At 69.4% G+C, this 19,917-nt stretch carries 14 protein-coding genes; 3 read left to right on the top strand and 11 right to left on the bottom strand.

Annotation, left to right across the window (positions count from 1 at the left end):
* Positions 1–107 precede the first annotated feature (107 nt).
* From CXY81_RS03810 to CXY81_RS03800, 3 genes are all read right to left on the bottom strand, one after another.
* Positions 108–3,197 carry a S8 family peptidase gene (locus CXY81_RS03810; protein WP_233193968.1) on the bottom strand — a complete coding sequence of 1,030 codons (3,090 nt, stop codon included), beginning with the start codon at positions 3,195–3,197 and terminating at the stop codon, positions 108–110.
* A gap of 148 nt (positions 3,198–3,345) precedes the next feature.
* On the bottom strand, positions 3,346–5,265 hold the full coding sequence (locus CXY81_RS03805) for a heavy metal translocating P-type ATPase (protein WP_104194030.1): 1,920 nt from the start codon (positions 5,263–5,265) through the stop codon (positions 3,346–3,348).
* 137 nt (positions 5,266–5,402) lie between these two features.
* Entirely contained in the window at positions 5,403–6,617 is a 1,215-nt protein-coding gene (locus tag CXY81_RS03800) for an NADP-dependent isocitrate dehydrogenase (protein ID WP_104100190.1), read from the bottom strand.
* Between the two features lie 173 nt (positions 6,618–6,790).
* Between CXY81_RS03800 and CXY81_RS03795 the strand changes: the two genes are divergently transcribed.
* The 3 genes from CXY81_RS03795 to CXY81_RS03785 all read left to right on the top strand — a co-directional run bounded on the left by CXY81_RS03795 (position 6,791) and on the right by CXY81_RS03785 (position 8,085).
* Positions 6,791–7,243: a GNAT family N-acetyltransferase gene (locus CXY81_RS03795; protein ID WP_104171811.1), complete on the top strand. Its 453-nt coding sequence runs from the start codon at positions 6,791–6,793 to the stop codon at positions 7,241–7,243.
* Between the two features lie 10 nt (positions 7,244–7,253).
* On the top strand, positions 7,254–7,574 hold the full coding sequence (locus CXY81_RS03790) for an MGMT family protein (RefSeq protein ID WP_104171810.1): 321 nt from the start codon (positions 7,254–7,256) through the stop codon (positions 7,572–7,574).
* 64 nt (positions 7,575–7,638) lie between these two features.
* Positions 7,639–8,085 carry a cupin domain-containing protein gene (locus CXY81_RS03785; RefSeq protein ID WP_198411461.1) on the top strand — a complete coding sequence of 149 codons (447 nt, stop codon included), beginning with the start codon at positions 7,639–7,641 and terminating at the stop codon, positions 8,083–8,085.
* A gap of 28 nt (positions 8,086–8,113) precedes the next feature.
* Here CXY81_RS03785 and CXY81_RS03780 read toward each other — a convergent pair whose 3' ends face one another.
* From CXY81_RS03780 to sucD, 8 genes are all read right to left on the bottom strand, one after another.
* Positions 8,114–9,919 (bottom strand): ABC transporter ATP-binding protein, encoded by a 1,806-nt coding sequence (locus CXY81_RS03780; protein WP_104194022.1) that lies wholly within the window; start codon positions 9,917–9,919, stop codon positions 8,114–8,116.
* Positions 9,916–11,637: an ABC transporter ATP-binding protein gene (locus tag CXY81_RS03775; protein ID WP_134542861.1), complete on the bottom strand. Its 1,722-nt coding sequence runs from the start codon at positions 11,635–11,637 to the stop codon at positions 9,916–9,918. The genes CXY81_RS03780 and CXY81_RS03775 overlap by 4 nt, the downstream gene beginning before the upstream one ends.
* Positions 11,638–12,369: 732 nt before the next feature.
* Complete coding sequence (locus CXY81_RS03770) at positions 12,370–13,455, bottom strand: Glu/Leu/Phe/Val dehydrogenase family protein (RefSeq protein ID WP_104194020.1); 1,086 nt, start codon at positions 13,453–13,455, stop codon at positions 12,370–12,372.
* A gap of 119 nt (positions 13,456–13,574) precedes the next feature.
* On the bottom strand, positions 13,575–14,771 hold the full coding sequence (locus CXY81_RS03765) for a mechanosensitive ion channel family protein (RefSeq protein ID WP_104194019.1): 1,197 nt from the start codon (positions 14,769–14,771) through the stop codon (positions 13,575–13,577).
* A gap of 94 nt (positions 14,772–14,865) precedes the next feature.
* A complete protein-coding gene (gene purH, locus CXY81_RS03760; protein ID WP_104194018.1) occupies positions 14,866–16,542 on the bottom strand; it encodes a bifunctional phosphoribosylaminoimidazolecarboxamide formyltransferase/IMP cyclohydrolase in 1,677 nt (558 codons plus the stop codon).
* A complete protein-coding gene (gene purN, locus CXY81_RS03755; RefSeq protein ID WP_104194017.1) occupies positions 16,539–17,132 on the bottom strand; it encodes a phosphoribosylglycinamide formyltransferase in 594 nt (197 codons plus the stop codon). The genes purH and purN overlap by 4 nt, the downstream gene beginning before the upstream one ends.
* 9 nt (positions 17,133–17,141) lie before the next feature.
* Positions 17,142–18,719 carry a DUF6350 family protein gene (locus CXY81_RS03750; RefSeq protein ID WP_199182947.1) on the bottom strand — a complete coding sequence of 526 codons (1,578 nt, stop codon included), beginning with the start codon at positions 18,717–18,719 and terminating at the stop codon, positions 17,142–17,144.
* A gap of 301 nt (positions 18,720–19,020) precedes the next feature.
* A complete protein-coding gene (sucD, locus tag CXY81_RS03745; protein ID WP_104171803.1) occupies positions 19,021–19,908 on the bottom strand; it encodes a succinate--CoA ligase subunit alpha in 888 nt (295 codons plus the stop codon).
* Positions 19,909–19,917 lie beyond the last annotated feature (9 nt).

Below are 19,917 nucleotides of genomic sequence, written 5' to 3'. Positions count from 1 at the left end.
GGTAACCCAATCGATACCGGAGGTCCTCACTTTTTTAGCTCACGCCACGCTCACAACCTGTGTGGGAACAACAGCTAGTCCGACCTCGCTGACGAACCTGGCGGCCGCTAGTTCTCCACCGCCACGACCGTCGAGAAGCCAGTGTCGCCGTAGCGCACCAGCCCGAGGTAATCCGTGCCCGCGGCCAGACCACTCCACGAGGCCGTGTAGGTCGCTTCAACGCCCTGCACTCCCGGGAGAGGGTTCGGGGCAACGGTGAACGCTCCGGCGCCGGCACCCGGCGCGACCGTGAAGGTGGTCAGGTCGTACCGGTCGGTGCCACTGAAGACCGACGCGACAACCTGGTAGTACCCGGCCGTCGGGTTCAGCAGGTCGACGTGTTCGTCCGTCGCCGCCGTGGCCGACTGCCAGCCTTCGATCGGCGTGCCGCCCTTGCCGCTCAACCGGTTGACCACCAGGTCAAGGTCGGCGGCGTCGGTCAGTGAATCAAGGTCGAAGCGCTGCAACACCGTTCCCGCCGGAACCTGCACGGTGAAGACGATCTCCGTTCCGGGGAGCCCCGTTCCGGTGTAGGCCTTGCCCGGGCCGCCCTTCTTCTCCCTGAGCAGCACGCCGGCCGCGAGGCCGTCGGTCGCCAGGGGGATGTCGGCGGTCGTGCCGGGCGTCACGCGGATGCCGACGGAGCCGGCCAGACCGGTTCCGTCGGCGGTGATCGGCGACTCGAGGGTGACGGGCTTGACCGCCACCGGGCTGTGCACGACGGTCGCGCCGCTGGTCCAGCTGAGCGAGCCGGTCGCGAACGTGTCGACGGGCGCATCCGTTCGGGAGAACGTCGCCGTGTAGGACTGAGTCTCCCCTGCCGCGCCGAAGGTCAGCGTGGACGGCTCGATCGTCACGTCGATGCCGGCGAGGCCGGACACCGAGGCGTCGAAGGTGCCCGCCTGGGTCGACGTCACCGTGCGGGTGATCGCCTCCGGCCGGGTGAGCGAACCGATGCCGATCGAGGCCAGGTTGAGGTTCGACGGGTCGACCGCGGTGACGGCGTCCAGGCCGCCCCCGGTGTAGCCGGCGCCCTTGATGTAGGACATCCAGTCGCTCTCCCCGTTCAGGTAGACGAGTCCCGGCGTGAAGAACTTCGTCGGGTCGACGTGGCCGGCGCCCTGCAGAAACGGGTCAGTCACGGCAGCGCCGGAGCCGGCGACCGTGTCGTAGGCGGTGGTCATGAAGGCCGATTTCACCTCGGCCGGGCTCGCGCTCGGCGTCTGGCCCAGGTAGAGGGCGGCAAGGCCCGCCACGTGCGGCGACGACATCGACGTTCCGGACAGGAACTGGTACGTGCCTGCCGCGCCCGCGGCGTTGGCACCGCCGGCGAGAATCGCAACCCCGGGCGCCGAGACGTCCGGCTTGATGATGTCACTGCCGTCGGCAAGTACCGGTCCGCGCGAGGAGAACCCGGCGACCTGCGGGGTGGGCGGAGTGGTCCCGAGCGCGTTGCCCGGCGTGAGGGTCACGGTCGCCCCGGCGGTGCCTGCGTAAGCGAAGGCCGTGGCGAACGCTTCGGCGTTGAGGTGCACCGTCGGCACCGCGTGCTGGTCGAGGTCGAGCGAGCTGGCCGTCTTGTTCACCAGCACCATGCCGATACCCCCGGCGCGCTTCACCTCGACGGACTTGGCGACCCGGTCATAGACGCCGCGCTGACAGAACACGATCGTGCCGGTCACCTTGGCCGGGTCGAGCGAGTTCGGCCCGCAGAGCAAGGGGTCTGTTCCGCGCCGGGCGGCGACGAGGTCACCGCGCACCAGCGCACCGGTCACGCCGACGGCGGGGACCGTGATCGAGCCGCCGCCATAGGCAGGGCCGCTGCCGAGGGTGGCGGTGGCCTCGTAGCTCGGAATGGTGCTGGCCGCCACGGTGGTGATCCACGGCGATGCGTTATCGAGCGTGGAGGCGTCGGGACCGGCGTTACCGGCCGACGCCGCCACGAAGATGCCGGCGGATGCCGCGCCCAGGAAGGCGACGTCGGTGGCGGAGACCGTGGTCTGGGCCGCACCGCCGCCGATCGAGAAGTTGATCACGTCGACACCGTCGGCCGTGGCCTGGTCGATCGCCGAGAGGAGGTCGCTGGTGGCGCATCCGTCGTCGTCCTGGCTGACCGGGTCGGGGCCGGACCAGCAGACCTTGTACGCGGCGATCTTCGCCGCGGGCGCAACGCCCGAGATGGTGCCGAAGTCGATGCCACCGACCGACGCGGCGACGGCGTGGTTGCCGGCTGCGGTGCCGCCGGTGTGTGAGCCGTGGCCGTCGCCGTCGCGCGGCGAAAGGTACTCGCCGACGCTTTCGGCACCGATCCGGGAGGCGCCGAACCCGTCGACGTAGTACCGGGCACCGACGATTTTGGTGCTGCAGTCGTCCGCGGTGAACTGCACACCCACGACGCAGGCGCCGGTGAAGGTGCCGCCGTCGGACTTGCCGAAGCGGATGCCGCCGTCGGCCGTGCGAAACGGAGCGTCGCCGGAGTCGGTGCCGAGGGGGCCGCCGGCGAAGGACCCGTTCTCCGGGGCGATGCCGGTGTCGATGATACCGACGACGACGCCGGTGCCGGCCGCGTCAACGCCGCCGACCGCGTCCCAGACGCCGCCGGCGCCGGCGGCGTCACCAAGCCCGAGGAAGTCGGTCGAGGACTGCGCCGTGACCCGGCGGATCGCGTCCTTCTCGACGGCGAGAACCTCTCGGTTCGCGGAGAGCGCGGCGGCCTGGGCCGTGGTGAGTTCGGCGGCGAATCCGTTGAGTGCGGTCGTGTAGGAGACGCTGACGCTCACCCCGGCGGTCGCGGCGACCCTTCTCTGCTCGGTTGCGAGGTGCGCGGCGTAAGCGGTCGCGTTCTTCGAGCTCGCGTCGAGCTGCCGGCCTGGGGCCGGCTTGGTGGCGTCGAAACCGGCGACGCCGCCGGAGTAGGCGGCGACCGCGCTGGCGGCCAGCGTGACGACGTAGCGGCCGGCCTCGAAGGCGGTGGCCGGTTTTTCGATGGCCAACCGCGGAGCCTGCTGCGGTGCGGCGCCGGCTGCGACGGTGCCGCCGACGAGGGCCGCGGTAGCCACCAGCCCGACGGTCAGGGCCACCGCGGTGGCCCGGCACAGTGCGCGCGGCGGCCGGGGGTCGAGGTCCCAGGGTGAGAAATGCCGATTTCGTGAGTTCACGTGCATCATCCAATCCGTTCAACGACGAAAGGTTGACCCCCAACGGAGGGACATGAACTTGAAGCTAGCTGAATTCGACCTCAGACTGTGCAACTTGCACGCGTTGACACCTGAACTGGGGGCATCCAGCACAATAGGGTGACGCGACTCAGCGACTCAGCGCGCCGGCCGCCGCCGGCTTGCGAGCGGCGATCTGAGCCTGCACCGAGGCGTCCCGGCGACCGCCGATCGCCCGCAACGCGTTCAGGATCGTGGCCAGGTCGACGAATTCCTGCAATAGCGCCCCCGCAGTGGCGGGAATGAAGCCGAACGCGGCCAGGACCATCAGGCCGAGGCTCAGAGCGATGCCGAGCCAGATGCTCTGCAGCGCGATCCGGATGGTGTCCTGGCCGATCGCGACCGCGCGGGCGGCGCGAGTCAGATCGTCGATCAGGATGACGACGTCGGCCGATTCGCTCGCGGCCGTGGCCCCGCGGGCTCCCATGGCGATACCGACGTCGGCGACGGCCAGCACGGGCGCGTCGTTCACCCCGTCGCCGACCATGATCACCGGGCGGTGGGCCAGGCCACGCACGGCGTTGACCTTGTCGGCGGGCAGGCAGTCCGCCTGCACCTGCTCGATCCCCACCAGCGCCGCGATGTGCTCGGCGGTGGGCCGAGCGTCGCCGGTGAGCATCACGGTGTCCCGCAGGCCGAGCGCCCGCAGATCCGCCAGAGTCTGCGGTGCGTTCTCCCGCAGCGTGTCGCTGGCGACGATGCTGCCGGCGAAGCGCCCGTCGACGGCGATGTAGATGGCCAGTTCGCCGCCCTCGATCGGGGCGGCCACGGCATCCGTCGCCCGTTCCCGGATGAACGACAGCTTGCCCACGGTGACCTCGCGGGCGCCCAGCCGGGCCACGACGCCGTGCGCGGGAACCTCGTTCGCGGTCTCCGACCCGATCAGCTCCAGCCCGCGGGTCCGGGCCGCCGCGATCACGGATGCCGCGAGCACGTGCGACGAGTACTGCTCCGCGGACGCGGCGAGTGCGAGCAACTCGTCCTCGTCGAAGCCGGGCTCGGGAAGCACGCGGGCGATGGTGGGGCTGCCGTGGGTGAGCGTGCCGGTCTTGTCGAAGACCACGGTTTTGGCCCGGGAGAGCATTTCGAGCACCCCACCGCCCTTGACGATGATGCCGTTGCGGGCGGCCCGGCTCATGCCGCCCATGAAGGCGACCGGTGCGGAGATCAGGAGTGGGCAGGGGGTCGCCACCACCAGCACCTCGGCAAACCGGGCCGGGTCGCCGCTGACGATCCAGGCCAGGGCGCCGATCGAGAGCGAGACCGCAGTGAACGGCACGGCGTAGCGGTCCGCCAGGCGCACCACGGGGGCCTTGCTGGCCGATGCCTCTTCGACCAGCGCGATGATCTGCTGGTACTGGCTGTCCGCGGCGGTCGCGGTGGCTCGGATGGTGGCGGCAGCCTGGCCGTTGATCGACCCGCTGAGCACGGCGTCGCCGGCTTCGCGCTCGACCGGGAGGCTCTCCCCAGTGAGCGAGGACTCGTCGAAGACTGCGCTGACGGAGACCAGAGCGCCGTCGACCGGCACGATCTCGGCGGGGCGAACGAGAAGCAGGTTGCCCGGCCGCACGTCGGTGGCCGGCACGTCCTCGACCTCGCCGTTTCCGGTGTCGGTATCGGTATCGGTGCCGGCGCCGAGCCGGTGCGCGATCTGCGGGGCCCGCCGGAGCAGGGCGTCGAGCTCGCGCTTGGCCCGGTTCACGGCGAAGTCTTCGAGGGCCGCGCCTCCGGTGAGCATCAGCACGATGATCAGGGTGGCCACGTATTCGCCCACCAGCACCGTGGCGACGATGGCCGTGATCGCGAGCACGTCGACACCGAGGGTGCCGCGCAGCAGCCGTCGTACCATGCCGATCGTTTCGTAACCCGCGACCAGCAGGCCGAATCCACTGAACAGCCAGCGCACGGCATCCGTCTGACCGCCCAGGGCGAGCACCGCGCCGATGAGCCCGAGCAGCACGGTCGTTGCGACGAGAGGGTAACGACGAACGGCGGCGACCAGAGACGACATGGTCATATTCTTGCCTCACTCGCCGGCCTCCGCCAGCAAGGAAAGCCTCCCCTCAGGGCCGGGAAAACCCGGGAAAACGCCCAAAAAAGGGCGGCAGCCTCACCCCGCGGGTGAGACTGCCACCCTGTCGCTGCGGGTTAGGCCATGCGGGCCTGGAGGTTCTCCGCGATGGCCGCGAGGAACTCCTCGGTCGTCTGGAAGGCCTGCTCCGGGCCCACGAGAAGCGCGAGGTCCTTGGTCATCTTACCGCTCTCGACGGTCTTGATGACCACGTCTTCGAGCGTGTTGGCGAACTCGGCGAGCGCCGGGTTGCCGTCAAGCTTGGCGCGGTGCGCGAGGCCGCGGGTCCAAGCATAGATCGAGGCGATCGGGTTGGTCGAGGTGGCCTTGCCCTGCTGGTGCTGGCGGTAGTGGCGCGTCACGGTGCCGTGCGCGGCCTCGGCCTCGACGACCTTGCCGTCCGGCGTTGAGAGCACGCTGGTCATCAGGCCGAGCGAGCCGAAGCCCTGCGCGACGGTGTCCGACTGCACGTCGCCGTCGTAGTTCTTGCAGGCCCAGACGTAACCGCCCTCCCACTTCATGGCAGAGGCGACCATGTCGTCGATCAGGCGGTGCTCGTAGCTGAGGCCGGCCGCGTCGTAGCGGGCCTTGAACTCGGCGTCGAAGATCTCCTGGAAGATGTCCTTGAAGCGGCCGTCATAAGCCTTGAGGATCGTGTTCTTCGTCGACAGGTAGACCGGGTACTTGCGCTCGAGGCCGTAGTTCAACGACGCGCGGGCGAAGTCGCGGATGGAGTCGTCGAGGTTGTACATCCCCATCGCGACGCCGCTGCCGGGGGCCTGGAATACCTCGAACTCTTGCGGGGCCGAGCCGTCCTTCGGGGTGAAGGTCATGCTGAGCGTGCCCTCGCCCTCGAAGCGGAAGTTGGTGGCCTTGTACTGGTCGCCGAACGCGTGGCGGCCGATGATGATCGGCTTATTCCAGCCCGGCACGAGGCGCGGGATGTTCGAGATGATGATGGGTTCGCGGAAGATGGTGCCGCCGAGGATGTTGCGGATGGTGCCGTTGGGCGACGCCCACATCTTCTTCAGGCCGAATTCCTCGACGCGCGCCTCGTCGGGCGTGATGGTCGCGCACTTGACGCCGACGCCGTGCTTCTGGATGGCGCGGGCCGAGTCGATCGTGATCTGGTCGTCGGTCTCGTCGCGCTTCTGGATCGACAGGTCGTAATACTCGAGGTCGATGTCGAGGTACGGGTGGATCAAGGTCTCCTTGATCGCGTGCCAGATGATGCGGGTCATCTCGTCCCCGTCGAGCTCGACGACAGTGCCTTCAACCTTGATCTTCGCCAATGGAAATCTCCTCAGAATATCGGGGGGCAAGAATAGCCACACCGATTCTAGTGGAGCGACGTAACTATCTTGACATCGAGACAGTTTCCGGATCTTCCGGATGGGCCACCCCCACGCCCTGTCGTCCGAAAACCCGACTACCGGCCGGCTCCGGTGCACGTTAGCCTGTTCGCATGGGTGAACTACGACTGGAAGAACTGTCCGCGCGCAACATCGTCGCGGCGAACAGCCTGAGTCTGAAACCGGGCCAGGAGCAGTTCATCGCCCCCGTCTCCTACGCGGTCGCGGCGTCCGTCATCAACCCTGCTACCGCCTGGCAGCGCGTCGTTCTGCTGGACGGCGAGGTTGCCGGCTTCATCCACGGAAACTTTGACCCCGACTCACCGCACGAAGAATTCCGTGCCTGCATCTGGCGCATCAACGTGGACGCGGAGGCCCAGGGCAAGGGTGTCGGCAAGTTCGCCGCAGACGCACTCGCCGCCGAGGCCCGCAAGCGCGGCTTCGACCACATCACCGTGATCTGGGAACCCGGCGAAGAGGGGCCGGAGTCGTTCTTCCACCGCCTCGGCTTCAGCGACATCGGCCAAACCGACTACGGCGAGACCATCGGCGCATTGCAGCTCTGACTCGCAGCCGATGACGGATGCCGGCACCCGGGAACCTGCCTTCGTCACGCACGTTCTCGGAATCGTGGAGTCGATCCCGGCCGGTCGCGTGATGACCTACGGTGACGTCGCGGCCGTGCTCGGCTCCCGTGGAGCCCGCCTGGTCGGGCAGATCATGGCGCGCCACGGCGCCGCGCTGCCCTGGTGGCGTGTGATCCGGGCCGGCGGACGCCCGCCGATCGGGCACGAGGAGCGCGCGCTCCCCCACTACACCGCGGAGGGCACCCCGTTGAAGCCCGGGGCATACGGCTACCGCATCGACTACGCGGCGGCGCGCTGGAGGCCCGCATAGCGATCACCGCCCGGGGTTGCCCGCAATGCTTGGTTCGAGGCTGCGCCGGATGCTACCGTTTTTCATGGACAGCGAAAGCACAGCCGCACACACCGCCCTCGATCCCGTCGTCACCGACCCGGGCGCCTACCGAGTACTGCTTGAGAACGACCGCGTTCGCGTGCTCGAGTTCCTCGACGCTCCCGGCGATGAGACCAATCCCCACGAGCATCCCGACAGCGTCATGATCACGCTCAGCGCCTACGCCCGGCGCCTGTCATCGGAGGGCCGCGAAATCGACGTCGAGCTGCCCGCCGGCGAGACCCGCTGGCTGCCGGCCCAGGAGCACGCCGGCGTGAACATCGGCCGCACGCCGACGCACGCGATCTTCGTCGAACTCAAGGAATCGCCCGCGATCCCGCGGGATCCCAGCTACCACCCGCTCGGACCAGTCGCCTCCAACCGCCCCCTGACGGGCACGCCGCTCTCCGACGACTCGAGCGACGAGGAGAAGGCCTGGGGGTTCGCCTAACCGCTCGCGCCGCGAGTCGCGTCGCCGATCACACCAGCGAGTCGCGCCAGGCGGCGTGCAGCTGCGCGAACCGGCCGGTGCCGGCGATCAGCTGGTCGGGCGTGCCGTCTTCGACGATGCATCCGTGCTCCATCACGAGCACCCGGTCGGCGATCGCCACGGTCGACAGGCGATGCGCGATGATCACGGCGGTGCGTCCCCCGAGCAGTGTCTGCAGCGCCTGCTGCACAAGACGTTCGCTCGGGATGTCCAGACTCGAGGTGGCCTCGTCGAGGATGAGCACCGCCGGGTCGGCCAGGAACGCCCGAGCGAACGAGATCAGCTGCCTCTGCCCGGCGGAGACGCGCCCGCCGCGCTTGTTCACGTCGGTGTCGTACCCGTTCGGCAGCCCCGCGATGAAGTCGTGCGCGCCGACCGCTTGCGCCGCCGCCACGATCTCGGCGGGCGTCGCATCCGGTTTGCCGATCGAAATGTTGTCGGCGACCGAACCGCTGAACAGGTAGGCCTCCTGGGTGACCATGACGATCGCTCGGCGCAGGTCCTTGGGGTGCAGGTCGCGCAGGTCGACGCCGTCGAGGGTCACCTGACCCTCCGACGGGTCGTAGAAACGCGCCATCAGCTTGGCCAGGGTGGACTTGCCGGCCCCGGTCGACCCAACCAGGGCGATGGTCTGCCCGGCCGGGATCGTCAGGTCGAACTGCGGCAGGATGACCCGGTCGCTCTGGTATTCGAATTGCACGTTCTCGAACGAGACCGCACCCTTTGCCGCCCAGAGGTCGACCGGCGTCACCGGGTCCGGCACACCGGGATGCTCCTCAAGCACCCCGGAGATCTTCTCCAGCGCCGCGGCGGCCGACTGGTAGGAGTTGTAGAACATCGCCATCTCCTCCATCGGGTCGAAGAACCGGCGGGTGTAGAGCAGGGCCGCGAGCAGCGCGCCGATATAGAGCTGGCCGTCGACGACGCGGAACCCGCCGACCAGGAGCACGACCGCGACGGCCACGTTCCCGATCAACACGAGACCCGGATCGAAAATGCCGAACAGCTGGATGACCCGCTCATTCACCCTGCGGTAGTCCTCGACCAGTTCGCCGAACACCTTCTCGTTGCGTTTTTCCGCCCGGAAGGCTTTGACCGCACGGATGCCGGTCATGGTCTCCACGAACTGCACGATCAGGCTCGCCGACGCCGTTCTCGACCGGCGGAAGAGCGTTTGCGAGCGCACCTGGAACCAGCGGGTGAGCAGCGCCAACGGCACGATCGACGCGAGCAGGACGAGCCCGCTCGTCCCGTCGAGCAGGAACAGTGCGATCGCGGTGAACACCATGTACAGCAGCCCCTGCACGAGCTGGTTGATGCCCGAGTCCAGCAGTTCCCGGATGGCGTCGAGGTCGCTGGTCTGCCGGGAGATGATGCGCCCCGAGGTGTACGACTCGTGGAATTCGAGGCTCAGCCGCTGCGTGTGCAGGAAGACCCTCTTGCGCAGGTCGATCAGCACGGCCTGGCTGATCCGCGCCGACATGATCGTGTACCAGGCGATCAGGATGGCCCCGACCACGCCCGTGGCTAGGTAGACCACCCCCGTGGCGGCCAGCGGCACCCAGTCCTGCTCCATCAGCGCGGGCAGACCGCGGTCGATCCCGAACGCGATCAGGGCCGGGCCGGCCACCTGCGCGGCCGTGGACACGACCACGATCAGCATTGCCGCGAGGACCGAAAAGCGCACCGGGTTCAGCAGCGACCCGAGCAGACGCAGCGACCGGCCCCGGATCTGCTTGCTCTCCGCGGCGGTGAAGTTGCTGCGGTCTTCGCCCTCGACACCGGTGACGCTCATCGCGCCGCCTCCTCTCGTGCGGACTCTCGTCGTTCTTCGTCTTCCAGGCTCGAGATGACGAACTTGTAGTGTTCGCTCTCGCGGAGTAAATCGGAGTGCCGTCCGATCGCGGTGACACGCCCGTTCTGGAGCAGCGCCACCCTGTCGGCGAGCATCACGGTGGACGGCCGGTGCGCCACGATCAGCGCCGTGGTCGCGGAGAGCACCTCGCGCAGCGCGGCTTCGACAAGGGACTCGGTGTTCACGTCGAGCGCCGACAACGGGTCGTCGAGCACGAGCACGGCGGGTTTCGCCGCCACCGCTCGCGCGAGCGCGATCCGCTGCCGCTGGCCGCCGGAGAGGCTCATCCCTTCCTCTCCGACGAGCGTGTCCACGCCCTCCGGGAGGTCGTGGGCGAAGCCGGCCTGGGCGACCATGAGCGCCTCCTCGAGTGCGGCATCCGCTTCGGACGAGCGCTCGGCCCACTCCGGACGGCCGAGCAGCACGTTGTCGCGCACGGATGCCGAGAACAGCGTCGCATCCTCGAACGCCATCGACAGGTGGCGACGCAGTTCCTCGCGGCCGAGGGAGCGCACGTCGACCCCGTCGAGGGTCACCGCCCCCTCCGTCACGTCGTAGAGGCGGGTGGTGAGCGCCGTCAGGGTGGACTTGCCGGAGCCGGTCAGACCGACGAGAGCCATGGTCTCCCCCGGTTCGAGCACCAGGTCCACGCCGTCGAGCAGGTCCGGGAAGCGGCTCGGCGAGTCGGGGTAGCGGAAGTGCACGTTCTCGAACGCGAGGCGGCCGCGGGGCCGGTCGACGGTGACGGGATGCTCGGGGTCCGTGATCGCGTTCGGCGCGTCGAGCACGTCGAAGAACCGGTCGGTCGCGGTGCGGGCATCGAAGGTCATCGACAGCAGGAACCCGACCGACTCGATCGGCCAGCGCAGCACGGTGGCCGTGGCGAAGAAGGCCACGAGCCCGCCCACGCTGAACTCGCCCTGGCCAGCCAGCCAGACACCGGCGACGAGGCAAAGGGCGAAGGCCACATCCGGGATCATCAGCAGCCACAGCCAGATGCCGGCGATGGCGCGCGCCTTCTCGATCTCGGTGCCGCGCAGGCTCTCGGCCTGGTCGGAGAAGTTCTTCAACGCGAACTTGCCTCGCCCGAAGGCCTTGAGTACCCGGATGCCATGCACCGACTCTTCGACGGCCGTCGCGAGGTCGCCGGCCTGGTCCTGGCTGCGCCGCGCAACGACGGAGTATTTCTCCTCGAACAGGTAGCCGACGATCCACAACGGCACGGAGCAGACGAGGAAGATGAGGCCGAGGATCCAGTTCATCGACACCAGGATGGCGGCGCCGATCACAACGGTGACGACGTTCACGATGAGCAGCACGAGCCCGAACGAGATCCAGCGGCGGATCAGGTTGAGGTCGCTGACGGCGCGGGAGAGCAGTTGGCCGCTCGGCCACTTGTCGTGGAATGTGACCGGGAGGTCCTGCAGCCGGGCGTAGAGCGCGTTGCGCATCCGGGCCTCGATGTGGGTGCCGGGGCCGAGAACGAACCAGCGGCGCAGTGCGATCAGCACCGCCTCGATCACGCCGAGGGCGAGTACCACGATGACGGCCGGCCAGATCTGGGCGGCGTCCTGCTGAGTCAGGGCACCGTCGACGAGGCGCTGCAGCACCTGCGGGATGGCGAGCGCCACGAGCGCCGCCAGCAGGGCGGCGAGCATGCCGAGGGCCAGCCGCGGCAGGGCCGGCCGGGCGAAGGGGTAGAGGCGCAGCAGCACCTGGAGTGTGTTCCTCCGGGGCAGGTCAACGGGGTCGGTTCCCGCTGCGGGGTCGGGGTCGGGCGGATGGCTGTGGTCGGTGAGCGTGGTCACGAGTGAGTCCTGAACGAGTCTGGTTCCGGTGAACGGCGGCGCGCGGCGCCGGGAGGCCGACAACGAGCACGTCGGCCGGCGGGGGTGGAAGCCGTAGCTTCCGGGAAGCAGCATGGCTGCCGGCCTGCGGGGCGGAGCCGGTCGCTGGGTGTCAGCGGCCCGGAGTCAGGCCCGAGGCGGGGCGGGAGATCGCGGGAGGGGGCCGGCTAAGCGGCGCGCGGGAACGAGGTGGCTGCGCCAAAGCGCGCGCCGTCGTTCGCAGACGTTGCGATGGTGAACGATGCTGTCTTGGTCATGTCGGCCTCCTGAGCGCGTGGTGTCTGAGCTGTGCCCCCCTGATCAGGCAGCTTTTCAGACTACGGTTCCGGGGCCTCGGGCGCAAGCGCCGAATTCGGGGATCGGGATTCAGCGCACCCGTACGCTCAGGCAGGTATCGCAGCCCTCGAGCTTCTCGAAGTCGGAGATGGGTGGCTCGGATTCGGCGCGCCGGTCATGCGCCGCTCCGCGCGTGGCGTGCCGTGCGCGGAGCGGCGCAGCACGCGCGCACCGCCAGCGAAGCGACCGGGGAGCTGCCCGGGGCGGCTACCGCGGGCGGGCGGCCTCCAGCCGCGCGGCAGCGAGGCGCTCTGCGGCGGCGAGCGTTGTGATGCCTTGCTCGCGGGCATCCGTGAAGATCTGCGCGACGACATCGCCGATCGCGGCGACCCGCTCGGTCACGACGGCCCGGTCGGCGTTCGGCTCCGAGGCCAGGGCCAGGTAGATGACGCCGCCGGCGTTCACGACGAAGTCGGGTGCCCAGAGGATGCCCCGCGCGTCCAGCTGGGCGGCACCCTCCGGCTGGGCGAGCTGGTTGTTGGCGGCCCCGACCACCCCGAGCACGTTGAGTTCACCGATCACCCGGGCGGTGAGCACCCCGCCGAGCCCGCAGGGCACGAACAGGTCGGCCGGCACGTGGTGCACCTCGTCGACGGGGACCCAGGTCGCGCCGAGACCGGCGGCGAACTGCTGCTTGCCGAGGTTGACGTCGCTGACCGTGAGGCGGGCCCCGGCGGCGGCGAGCTCGCCGGCAAGGCGGCCACCGACCTGGCCGAGGCCGGAGATGACGATGTGCCGGCCGGACACCTCGCGGCTGCCGAACAGGGCGTCGAGGGTGGCGAGCACGCTGGCATAGACGCCGGCCGCGGTCGCGTCGGCCGGTTCGCCCACGCCGCCGCTGGCGGCCGGGAGACCGCAGACGTGGTCTGTGCGTTCCTTCACGATGGCCATCGACTCGGCGTTCGTGCCGACGTCCTCGGCCGTCATGTACGCGCCGTCCAGACTCTCGATGGCGTCGCCGAGGTCGAGCATGACGTCACGCCGCTCCGCCTCGCTCAACTCGGTACCGAGCGGCACGTGGATCACGGACTTGCCGCCGCCCAGGTTCAGCCCGGCGGCCGCGTTCTTCAGCGTCATGGCCGCGGACAGGCGCAGGGCGTCGGCGACGGCATCCGTCCAGTTCTCGTACTGCCACAGGCGGGCGCCGCCGAGGGCCTGGCCGAGCCGGGTGGAGTGCACGGCCACGGTGATCACGAGGCCCGAACGGATGCCGGTGGTGATCAACACGCGCTCGTGCGTGAATGGGAGGCCGATCAGGGCATCCAGCGAGGTGGTGGGGTGCGTGAGCGTCATGGGGTGGTTCTCCTCGCTGGTCGGCCTTGTGGGCTGGCTGTGCCGCCGCGATCGTGACGCGTCGACTGCATCAGAATAGCCGCGCGACTCCCCGACTGCGCGTCGTGACCGGCGGCGCGTCAGCGCTTCTCGGCCGGACCCTCCTGCACGGGGATGGTCGCGGTGAACTCGGCCGCCCGCGCCTTGGCGTTCTCGTCGCCGGAGAACAGCCCGATGGGCGCGGTGACGGGGTGGGCCGACGGCGCGGCGCGCGCGGGAACCTCCGCACGCGGGGGTTCCCGCCGCAGTTCCATCCGTCCCACCGGCAGTGCCTCGGGGTTGTGCGTGTTGAGCCAGTCGATCAGGTTCTCGCGCACGAGGCAGCGGAGGTCGAACAGGGTGGGAGCGTCGGCGGCGGAGACCAGCACGCGCACGCGCACGAAGCCGCCCACGGCATCCGTCACCTGGAGCACGACCACGCGGCCGTCCCAGAGCTCGGTCTGCGCGACGATGCGGTCGAGTTCCACGCGCATGCCGGCTGGGTCGACACGCCAGTCGAGGTCGAACTCGACCGCGCCGAGCAACTCGCTGTTGTGCCGGGTCCAGTTCTGGAACGGGTTGGTGGTGAAGTAGGTCGACGGCAGCACCATGCGGCGGTCGTCCCAGATGTGCACGACCACGTAGGTGAGGGTGATCTCCTCGATCTTGCCCCACTCGGTCTCGACGATGACCACGTCGTCGACCCGCAGGGCGTTGTTGAAGGCCAGCTGGATGCCGGCGAACACGTTCGCGAGAGTGGACTGCGCGGCCAGGCCGGCCACGACGCTGAGCAGACCGGCTGAGGCGAACAGACTCGCGCCCAGGGTCGCGGCGCCGGGGATGCTGAGCAGCACGGCCCCGATCGCGCAGATGACGATCACGGCGACGCCGATGCGCCGCAGCATCCGCAGCTGGGTACGCACCCTTCTCGCGACGCGGTTGTCGCGCACGTCGATGCGGTAGCGGGCGGCCGCCACCTCCTCGAAGAAGTAGAGCAGCGCGCAGACCAGCCAGGTGGACGCGGCGATGAAGAGGGCCCGGAAGAAGAAGTCGACCAGTCGTTCGATCCCCTCGGAGGTCTGCAGGAACAGCGTGTGAACGGTCCAGATCGCGCCCACCAGCAGCATCAACCGGAACGGCACCCTGACCAGGCCGACCAGCGTGCGCGCCCAGGCTTCCTTGCGGCCCACCACCCGGAAGACCAAGGCGATGATCGCCGTGATCGCCACCGCGGCCACGACCGCGACCGCCAGGGCGACGAGGTAGCCGGTCTGGATGAATCCCTCGAGGTCTGGCACGGCGTTCCTTCCTGCCGGGACGGGTCTGGCGAAGCCACGGTTCCTTCAATCGTGCCAGATTCCGTGGCCGCACCGGGGCTGCCCCGATGAACGCCTAGTGGAAGAAGTGGCGCTCCCCGGTGAAGTACATGCTGACGCCGGCATCCGCGGCCGCCTGGATGACCTCGGCGTCGCGCACGGAGCCGCCGGGCTGCACAACGGCGGTGACGCCCGCGTCGAGCAACACCTGCAGGCCGTCCGCGAACGGAAAGAACGCGTCCGAGGCCGCGACCGAGCCGGCCGCCCGGTCGCCGGCCCGCAGCACCGCGAGGTGGCAGGAGTCGACCCGGTTGACCTGGCCCATTCCGACGCCCACGGATGCCCCGCCGCGCGCCAGCAGGATGGCGTTCGACTTCACGGAGCGGCAGGCCTTCCACGCAAACTCGAGGTCCGCCCGGGTGGCCGCGTCGACCTCGTCGCCGGCCGCGAGGGTCCAGGTCGACGAGTCGAGGTTGTCGAACGTGTCGGACTCCTGCACGAGCAGGCCGCCAGAGATCTGGCGCAGTTCGAGCGAGGATCGGTGGTAGTCAACCGGAAGCTCGAGCAGGCGGATGTTCTTCTTGGCGCTGAGCAGCTCGAACGCGGCCGGCTCGAAACCCGGGGCGACGAGCACCTCAGTGAAGATCTGACTGACGGTCTCGGCCATGCCGAGGGTGACCGTGCGGTTGGCCGCGATGACGCCGCCGAACGCGGAGATCGGGTCACAGTCGTGCGCGCGGTGGTGCGCGGAGGCGATCGCGTCGGGCGCCTTGGGGTTGGCGACGGCGATGCCGCAGGGGTTGGCGTGCTTGATGATGGCGACGGCCGGTGCGACGAAGTCGTAGGCGGCGCGCACTGCGGCATCCGCGTCGACGTAATTGTTGTACGACATCTCCTTGCCGTGGCGCTGCACGGCCTGCGCGATGCCCTGGCCGCCCTCGCCGAGGTAGAGGGCCGCGGCCTGGTGCGAGTTCTCGCCGTAGCGGAGCACCGCACTGCGGGTGGCCTCGATGACGAGGGTCTCGGGGAACGGCATCTCCTCGGATAGGGCCTCGCCGATCACGGCGTCGAACTCCTCGAAGATCTCCTCGTTGAGGGCCGCGGCGTCGTCCTGCCACTGGTCGTAGACGTTCTCCGTGAACCAGGCGGAGACGCTCAGGTCGTAGCCGGCGGTGTGCTCGAAGGCGAGCGAGGCCAGCTTCTGGCGCAGCGTCAGCGGGGTGCCGCCGGCCTCGACGGCTGCGATGATCTCGTCGTAGTTGTCGGGGTCCACCACGATGGCGACGTTGGCGTGGTTCTTGGCCGCGGCGCGCACGAGGGCAGGGCCGCCGATGTCGATCTGCTCGATCACGTCGGCCGGGACCGCACCCGACAGGGCAGTCTCGACAAACGGGTACAGGTTCACGACGACAAGCTGGAATGCGGCGATGCCGAGGTCGGCGAGCTGCGCCTCGTGCGCCTCGAGGCGCAGGTCGGCGAGGATACCGGCGTGCACTCCCGGGTGCAGGGTCTTGACCCGGCCGTCGAGGGATTCGGGGAAGCCGGTGACGGCGGAGACATCCGTCACGTCGTGGCCGGCGGCGCGGATGAAGGCCGCCGTCGAACCGGTCGACACGATTTCGACGCCGGTCGCCGCGAGAGCTGCGGCCAGTTCGACCAGACCGGTCTTGTCGCTCACCGAGATGAGGGCGCGCTGCACGGGCACGACGTCGCGGTGGCGGTACAGGCTCGGGGCGTTAGTGGGACCGCTCATATGTGGGGATGCTCCTTGAGATCGACGTGTCCGTTGGCGATATCGAGCACGGCCTGCACCAGCAGGCGACGCTCGACGACTTTGATGCGGTCGTGCAGGGATGCCTGGGTGTCACCGTGCAGCACCGGCACCCGTTCCTGCGCGATGATCGGTCCGTCGTCGACGCCGGTGTCGACCACGATCAGGCTGGCGCCGCTTTCGGCGACCCCGGCGGCGAGCGCGTCACGCACCCCGTGCGCCCCGGGAAATTCGGGCAGGTAGGCCGGATGTGTGTTGAGCAGGTTCGGGGTCAGCGCCGCCACCACCCGGGGCGGCAGCAGGCGCATGAAGCCGCTGAGCACGATGAGGTCGGCATCCCACTGCTGGATCTGCGCGAGGAGCTCGTCGCCCCAGGCCTCCCGGGACGGATGCGACGTGTACGGCACCGTGAAAGTGGAGATGCCGTATTCCTCGCCGAGCACGAGCCCGTCGGCGTCCCTGTCGGAGCCGATGGCCACCACGCGGGCCGGGTATTCGGCGTCGCGGCAGGCCTCGAGCAGGGAGCGAAGGTTGGATCCCCCGCCGGAGATCAATACGACCAAGTTCAGCACGGGAGAAGCCTACCGGCGAGGGAGCGCGGCGCGCAGCCGGCCGAGGAGACGACCGACCCCGCTAGTCCCACTGCGCGCGGCACGTGACGCGGTTGCCGGCTTTGTGCCCGGCTTCGTGCCCGGCTTCGTGCCCGGCTTCGTTCCCGGCTTCGTTCCCGGCATTCCGCCCGTCGCACCGCGCCCGGAGCCGTTCGCGCCGACCGGGGGCGCGGGAGTCAGGAGACCGAGGCAGGCCGCGATGCCGACCTCGAGCGCGACCAACGCCCCGACCAGCAGCGGGTTCGGGCCGACCTCGACAAGACGGCCCGGGCCGAGAGCTCCGCCCGACCACCAGGCCAGCAGCCCGAGCAGCACACCGGCGACGAACCCGGTGCCGAGGCCCGTGAGGAGCCGTTCCGAGATGGAAGGAGGGACATCCGCGGTCGCCCGCTGCCTCAGGATGACGGCGGCGAGGAAACCGACCAGCAGCGGCACGAGCAGGCCGACGAACCCGAACGCCAGGCTGCCCTGCGGCAGCACGCCGAGGATCGGCAGGCCCGGTACGGCGCCGAGCGAGGTGCCGACCGGGGACACGCTGGTGCCCACGCCCACCGCGATGCCGGGTCCGGCAAACCAGGCCGCGGCCCAGATGACCAGGTTCGGGATCAGCGAAAGCTGCAGGAGTGTGAGCGCGATGCCGCCCAGGACGCCGGCCTGCACGGTCTCGTAGAGTCCGATGATGGTGGCGTAGCTGGTTAGGATCAGCACGAAAACGGTGATCCCGGAGACGCAGAGGATACCGGCGGCCGCGGCCGTTCCGCTCCGCAGCGCCGCGGCGGCGCCCGCGCGCACCGCGACCGGGAGCAGGCCGGCTGCGGCACCCGTGCTGCTGGTGTTGCTGCTGGTGTTGCTGGTGTTGCTGGTGTTGCTGGTGCCATTGAGGCCGTGGACGCTCTTGCCGGCGCTGCTGCCGGCGCCGGAACCGCTGACGCTGGCGACGTTGCCGGCGCTGTCGGCACTGCTGCCGGTTGCGCCGCGGCCCGCGCCCCGGACGACTCCCGGGAGGCGGCCGGGCAGGCCGGGGATGCTACCGATCAGGCGGCCCAGCTGACCCTGGCCGGCGCCGATCAGAACGCCGGCGGCGAAGATGAGCGGAGGCAGAACCAGACCCTGTACCGTCTGGGGGCGCACGGCATCCGTGCCGGCCGACAGCACGAGCAGAGCGGTCAGCAGCGCGTAGCCGGCGATGGCGCCCGTCACCCCGACCCAGCGGTAGGGGGTTTCCGCCGCCCGGCGGCCGGTGCGCAAGCCGAAGAGCACGGCCATCAGCGCGAAGCCCAGCAGTGCGATCGTGATCGGGAACGCGGCGTCCGAGCCGGGCAGGTTCAGGGCGGCGACGAGGGTCGGGTCGAGTTGGACGACCAGGTCGACGCCGTTGCCGACGAGCCAGACGTCGACCGCGGCACGCCAGAACACGAGCCAGTTGACGGCCATGTCGAACTGCGTGGCCCACAGAACCGTGAGCGGAACGAGCGCGATTCCGACCCCGATGGCTACGACAATGAGCGCGTCGAGCGCGGCAAGCAGGGCGGTCGTTAAGCGTTTCATCCGATCGGAGCCTACCGTTTCCGCCTCCCCGGCTCCCCTGCCCCCCGCCGCGCGCTGACGAATTCGACGGAGATTTTGCTCGATCCAGGCTGAAACGGATGTTTCGGGCCGGTTCTGACCAAAATCTCCGTCGAATTCGTTCGGGCCCAGGGCACGGCAGAGGCACGGCAGAGGCAGGGCGGCAAAGGCACGGCAGGCGGCAGGCAGAGGCACGGCAGGCTCGCCGGCCGCGGCCGACAACGCGTCAGGGCCCGCCTGGTGAGGCGGGCCCTGTCGTTCGGTGCCGGTGCAGCGATGCCGGTTACAGCGCCGCGAGAACCTCACGCAGCAGGGTGGCGGTCTCGCTCGGCGTCTTGCCGACCTTGACCCCGGCGGCCTCGAGGGCCTCCTTCTTGCCCTGGGCGGTTCCGGCCCCGTTGGAGACGATGGCGCCGGCGTGGCCCATGGTCTTGCCCTCGGGGGCGGTGAAGCCGGCTACGTAGCCGACAACGGGCTTGGTGACGTGGGCCTTGATGTACTCTGCCGCCTTCTCCTCGGCGTCGCCGCCGATCTCTCCGATCATGACGATGGCGAGCGTCTCGGGGTCAGCCTCGAACGCCTCGAGCGCGTCGATGTGCGTTGTGCCGATGATGGGATCGCCGCCGATGCCGATGGCGGTGGAGAAGCCGAGGTCGCGCAGTTCGTACATCATCTGGTAGGTCAGGGTGCCCGACTTGGAGACGAGGCCGACCGGGCCCTTGCCGGTGATGTTCGCCGGCGTGATGCCCACGAGCGCCTCACCGGGGGTGATGATGCCGGGGCAGTTCGGACCGATGATGCGGGTCTTGTTGCCCTTGGCGTTGTTGTAGGCCCAGAACTCGGCCGAGTCCTGCACGGGCACACCCTCGGTGATGATGACGAGCAGCGGGATGCCGGCGTCGATGGCTTCGATGACGGCGTCCTTGGTAAAGGCCGGCGGCACGAACGCGATGGAGACATCCGCGCCCGTCTTTTCGATCGCCTCGGCAACCGTGCCGAACACGGGCAGCTCAACGCTGCCGTGCACGACGGTGGTGCCGGCCTTGCGAGCATTCACGCCGCCGACGACCTGGGTGCCGGCCCTCAGCATGAGGGCGGTGTGCTTGGTGCCCTCACCGCCGGTGATGCCCTGCACGATGACCTTGGACTCCTTGTTGAGGAAGATTGACATGTTCGAAAA

The sequence above is a fragment of the Cryobacterium sp. M25 genome (genome assembly GCF_002929635.1).
Lineage (GTDB): Bacteria > Actinomycetota > Actinomycetes > Actinomycetales > Microbacteriaceae > Cryobacterium > Cryobacterium sandaracinum.
Note: the sequence above shows the minus strand (reverse complement) of the source record. Positions and strands in the feature narration are given on the sequence as shown.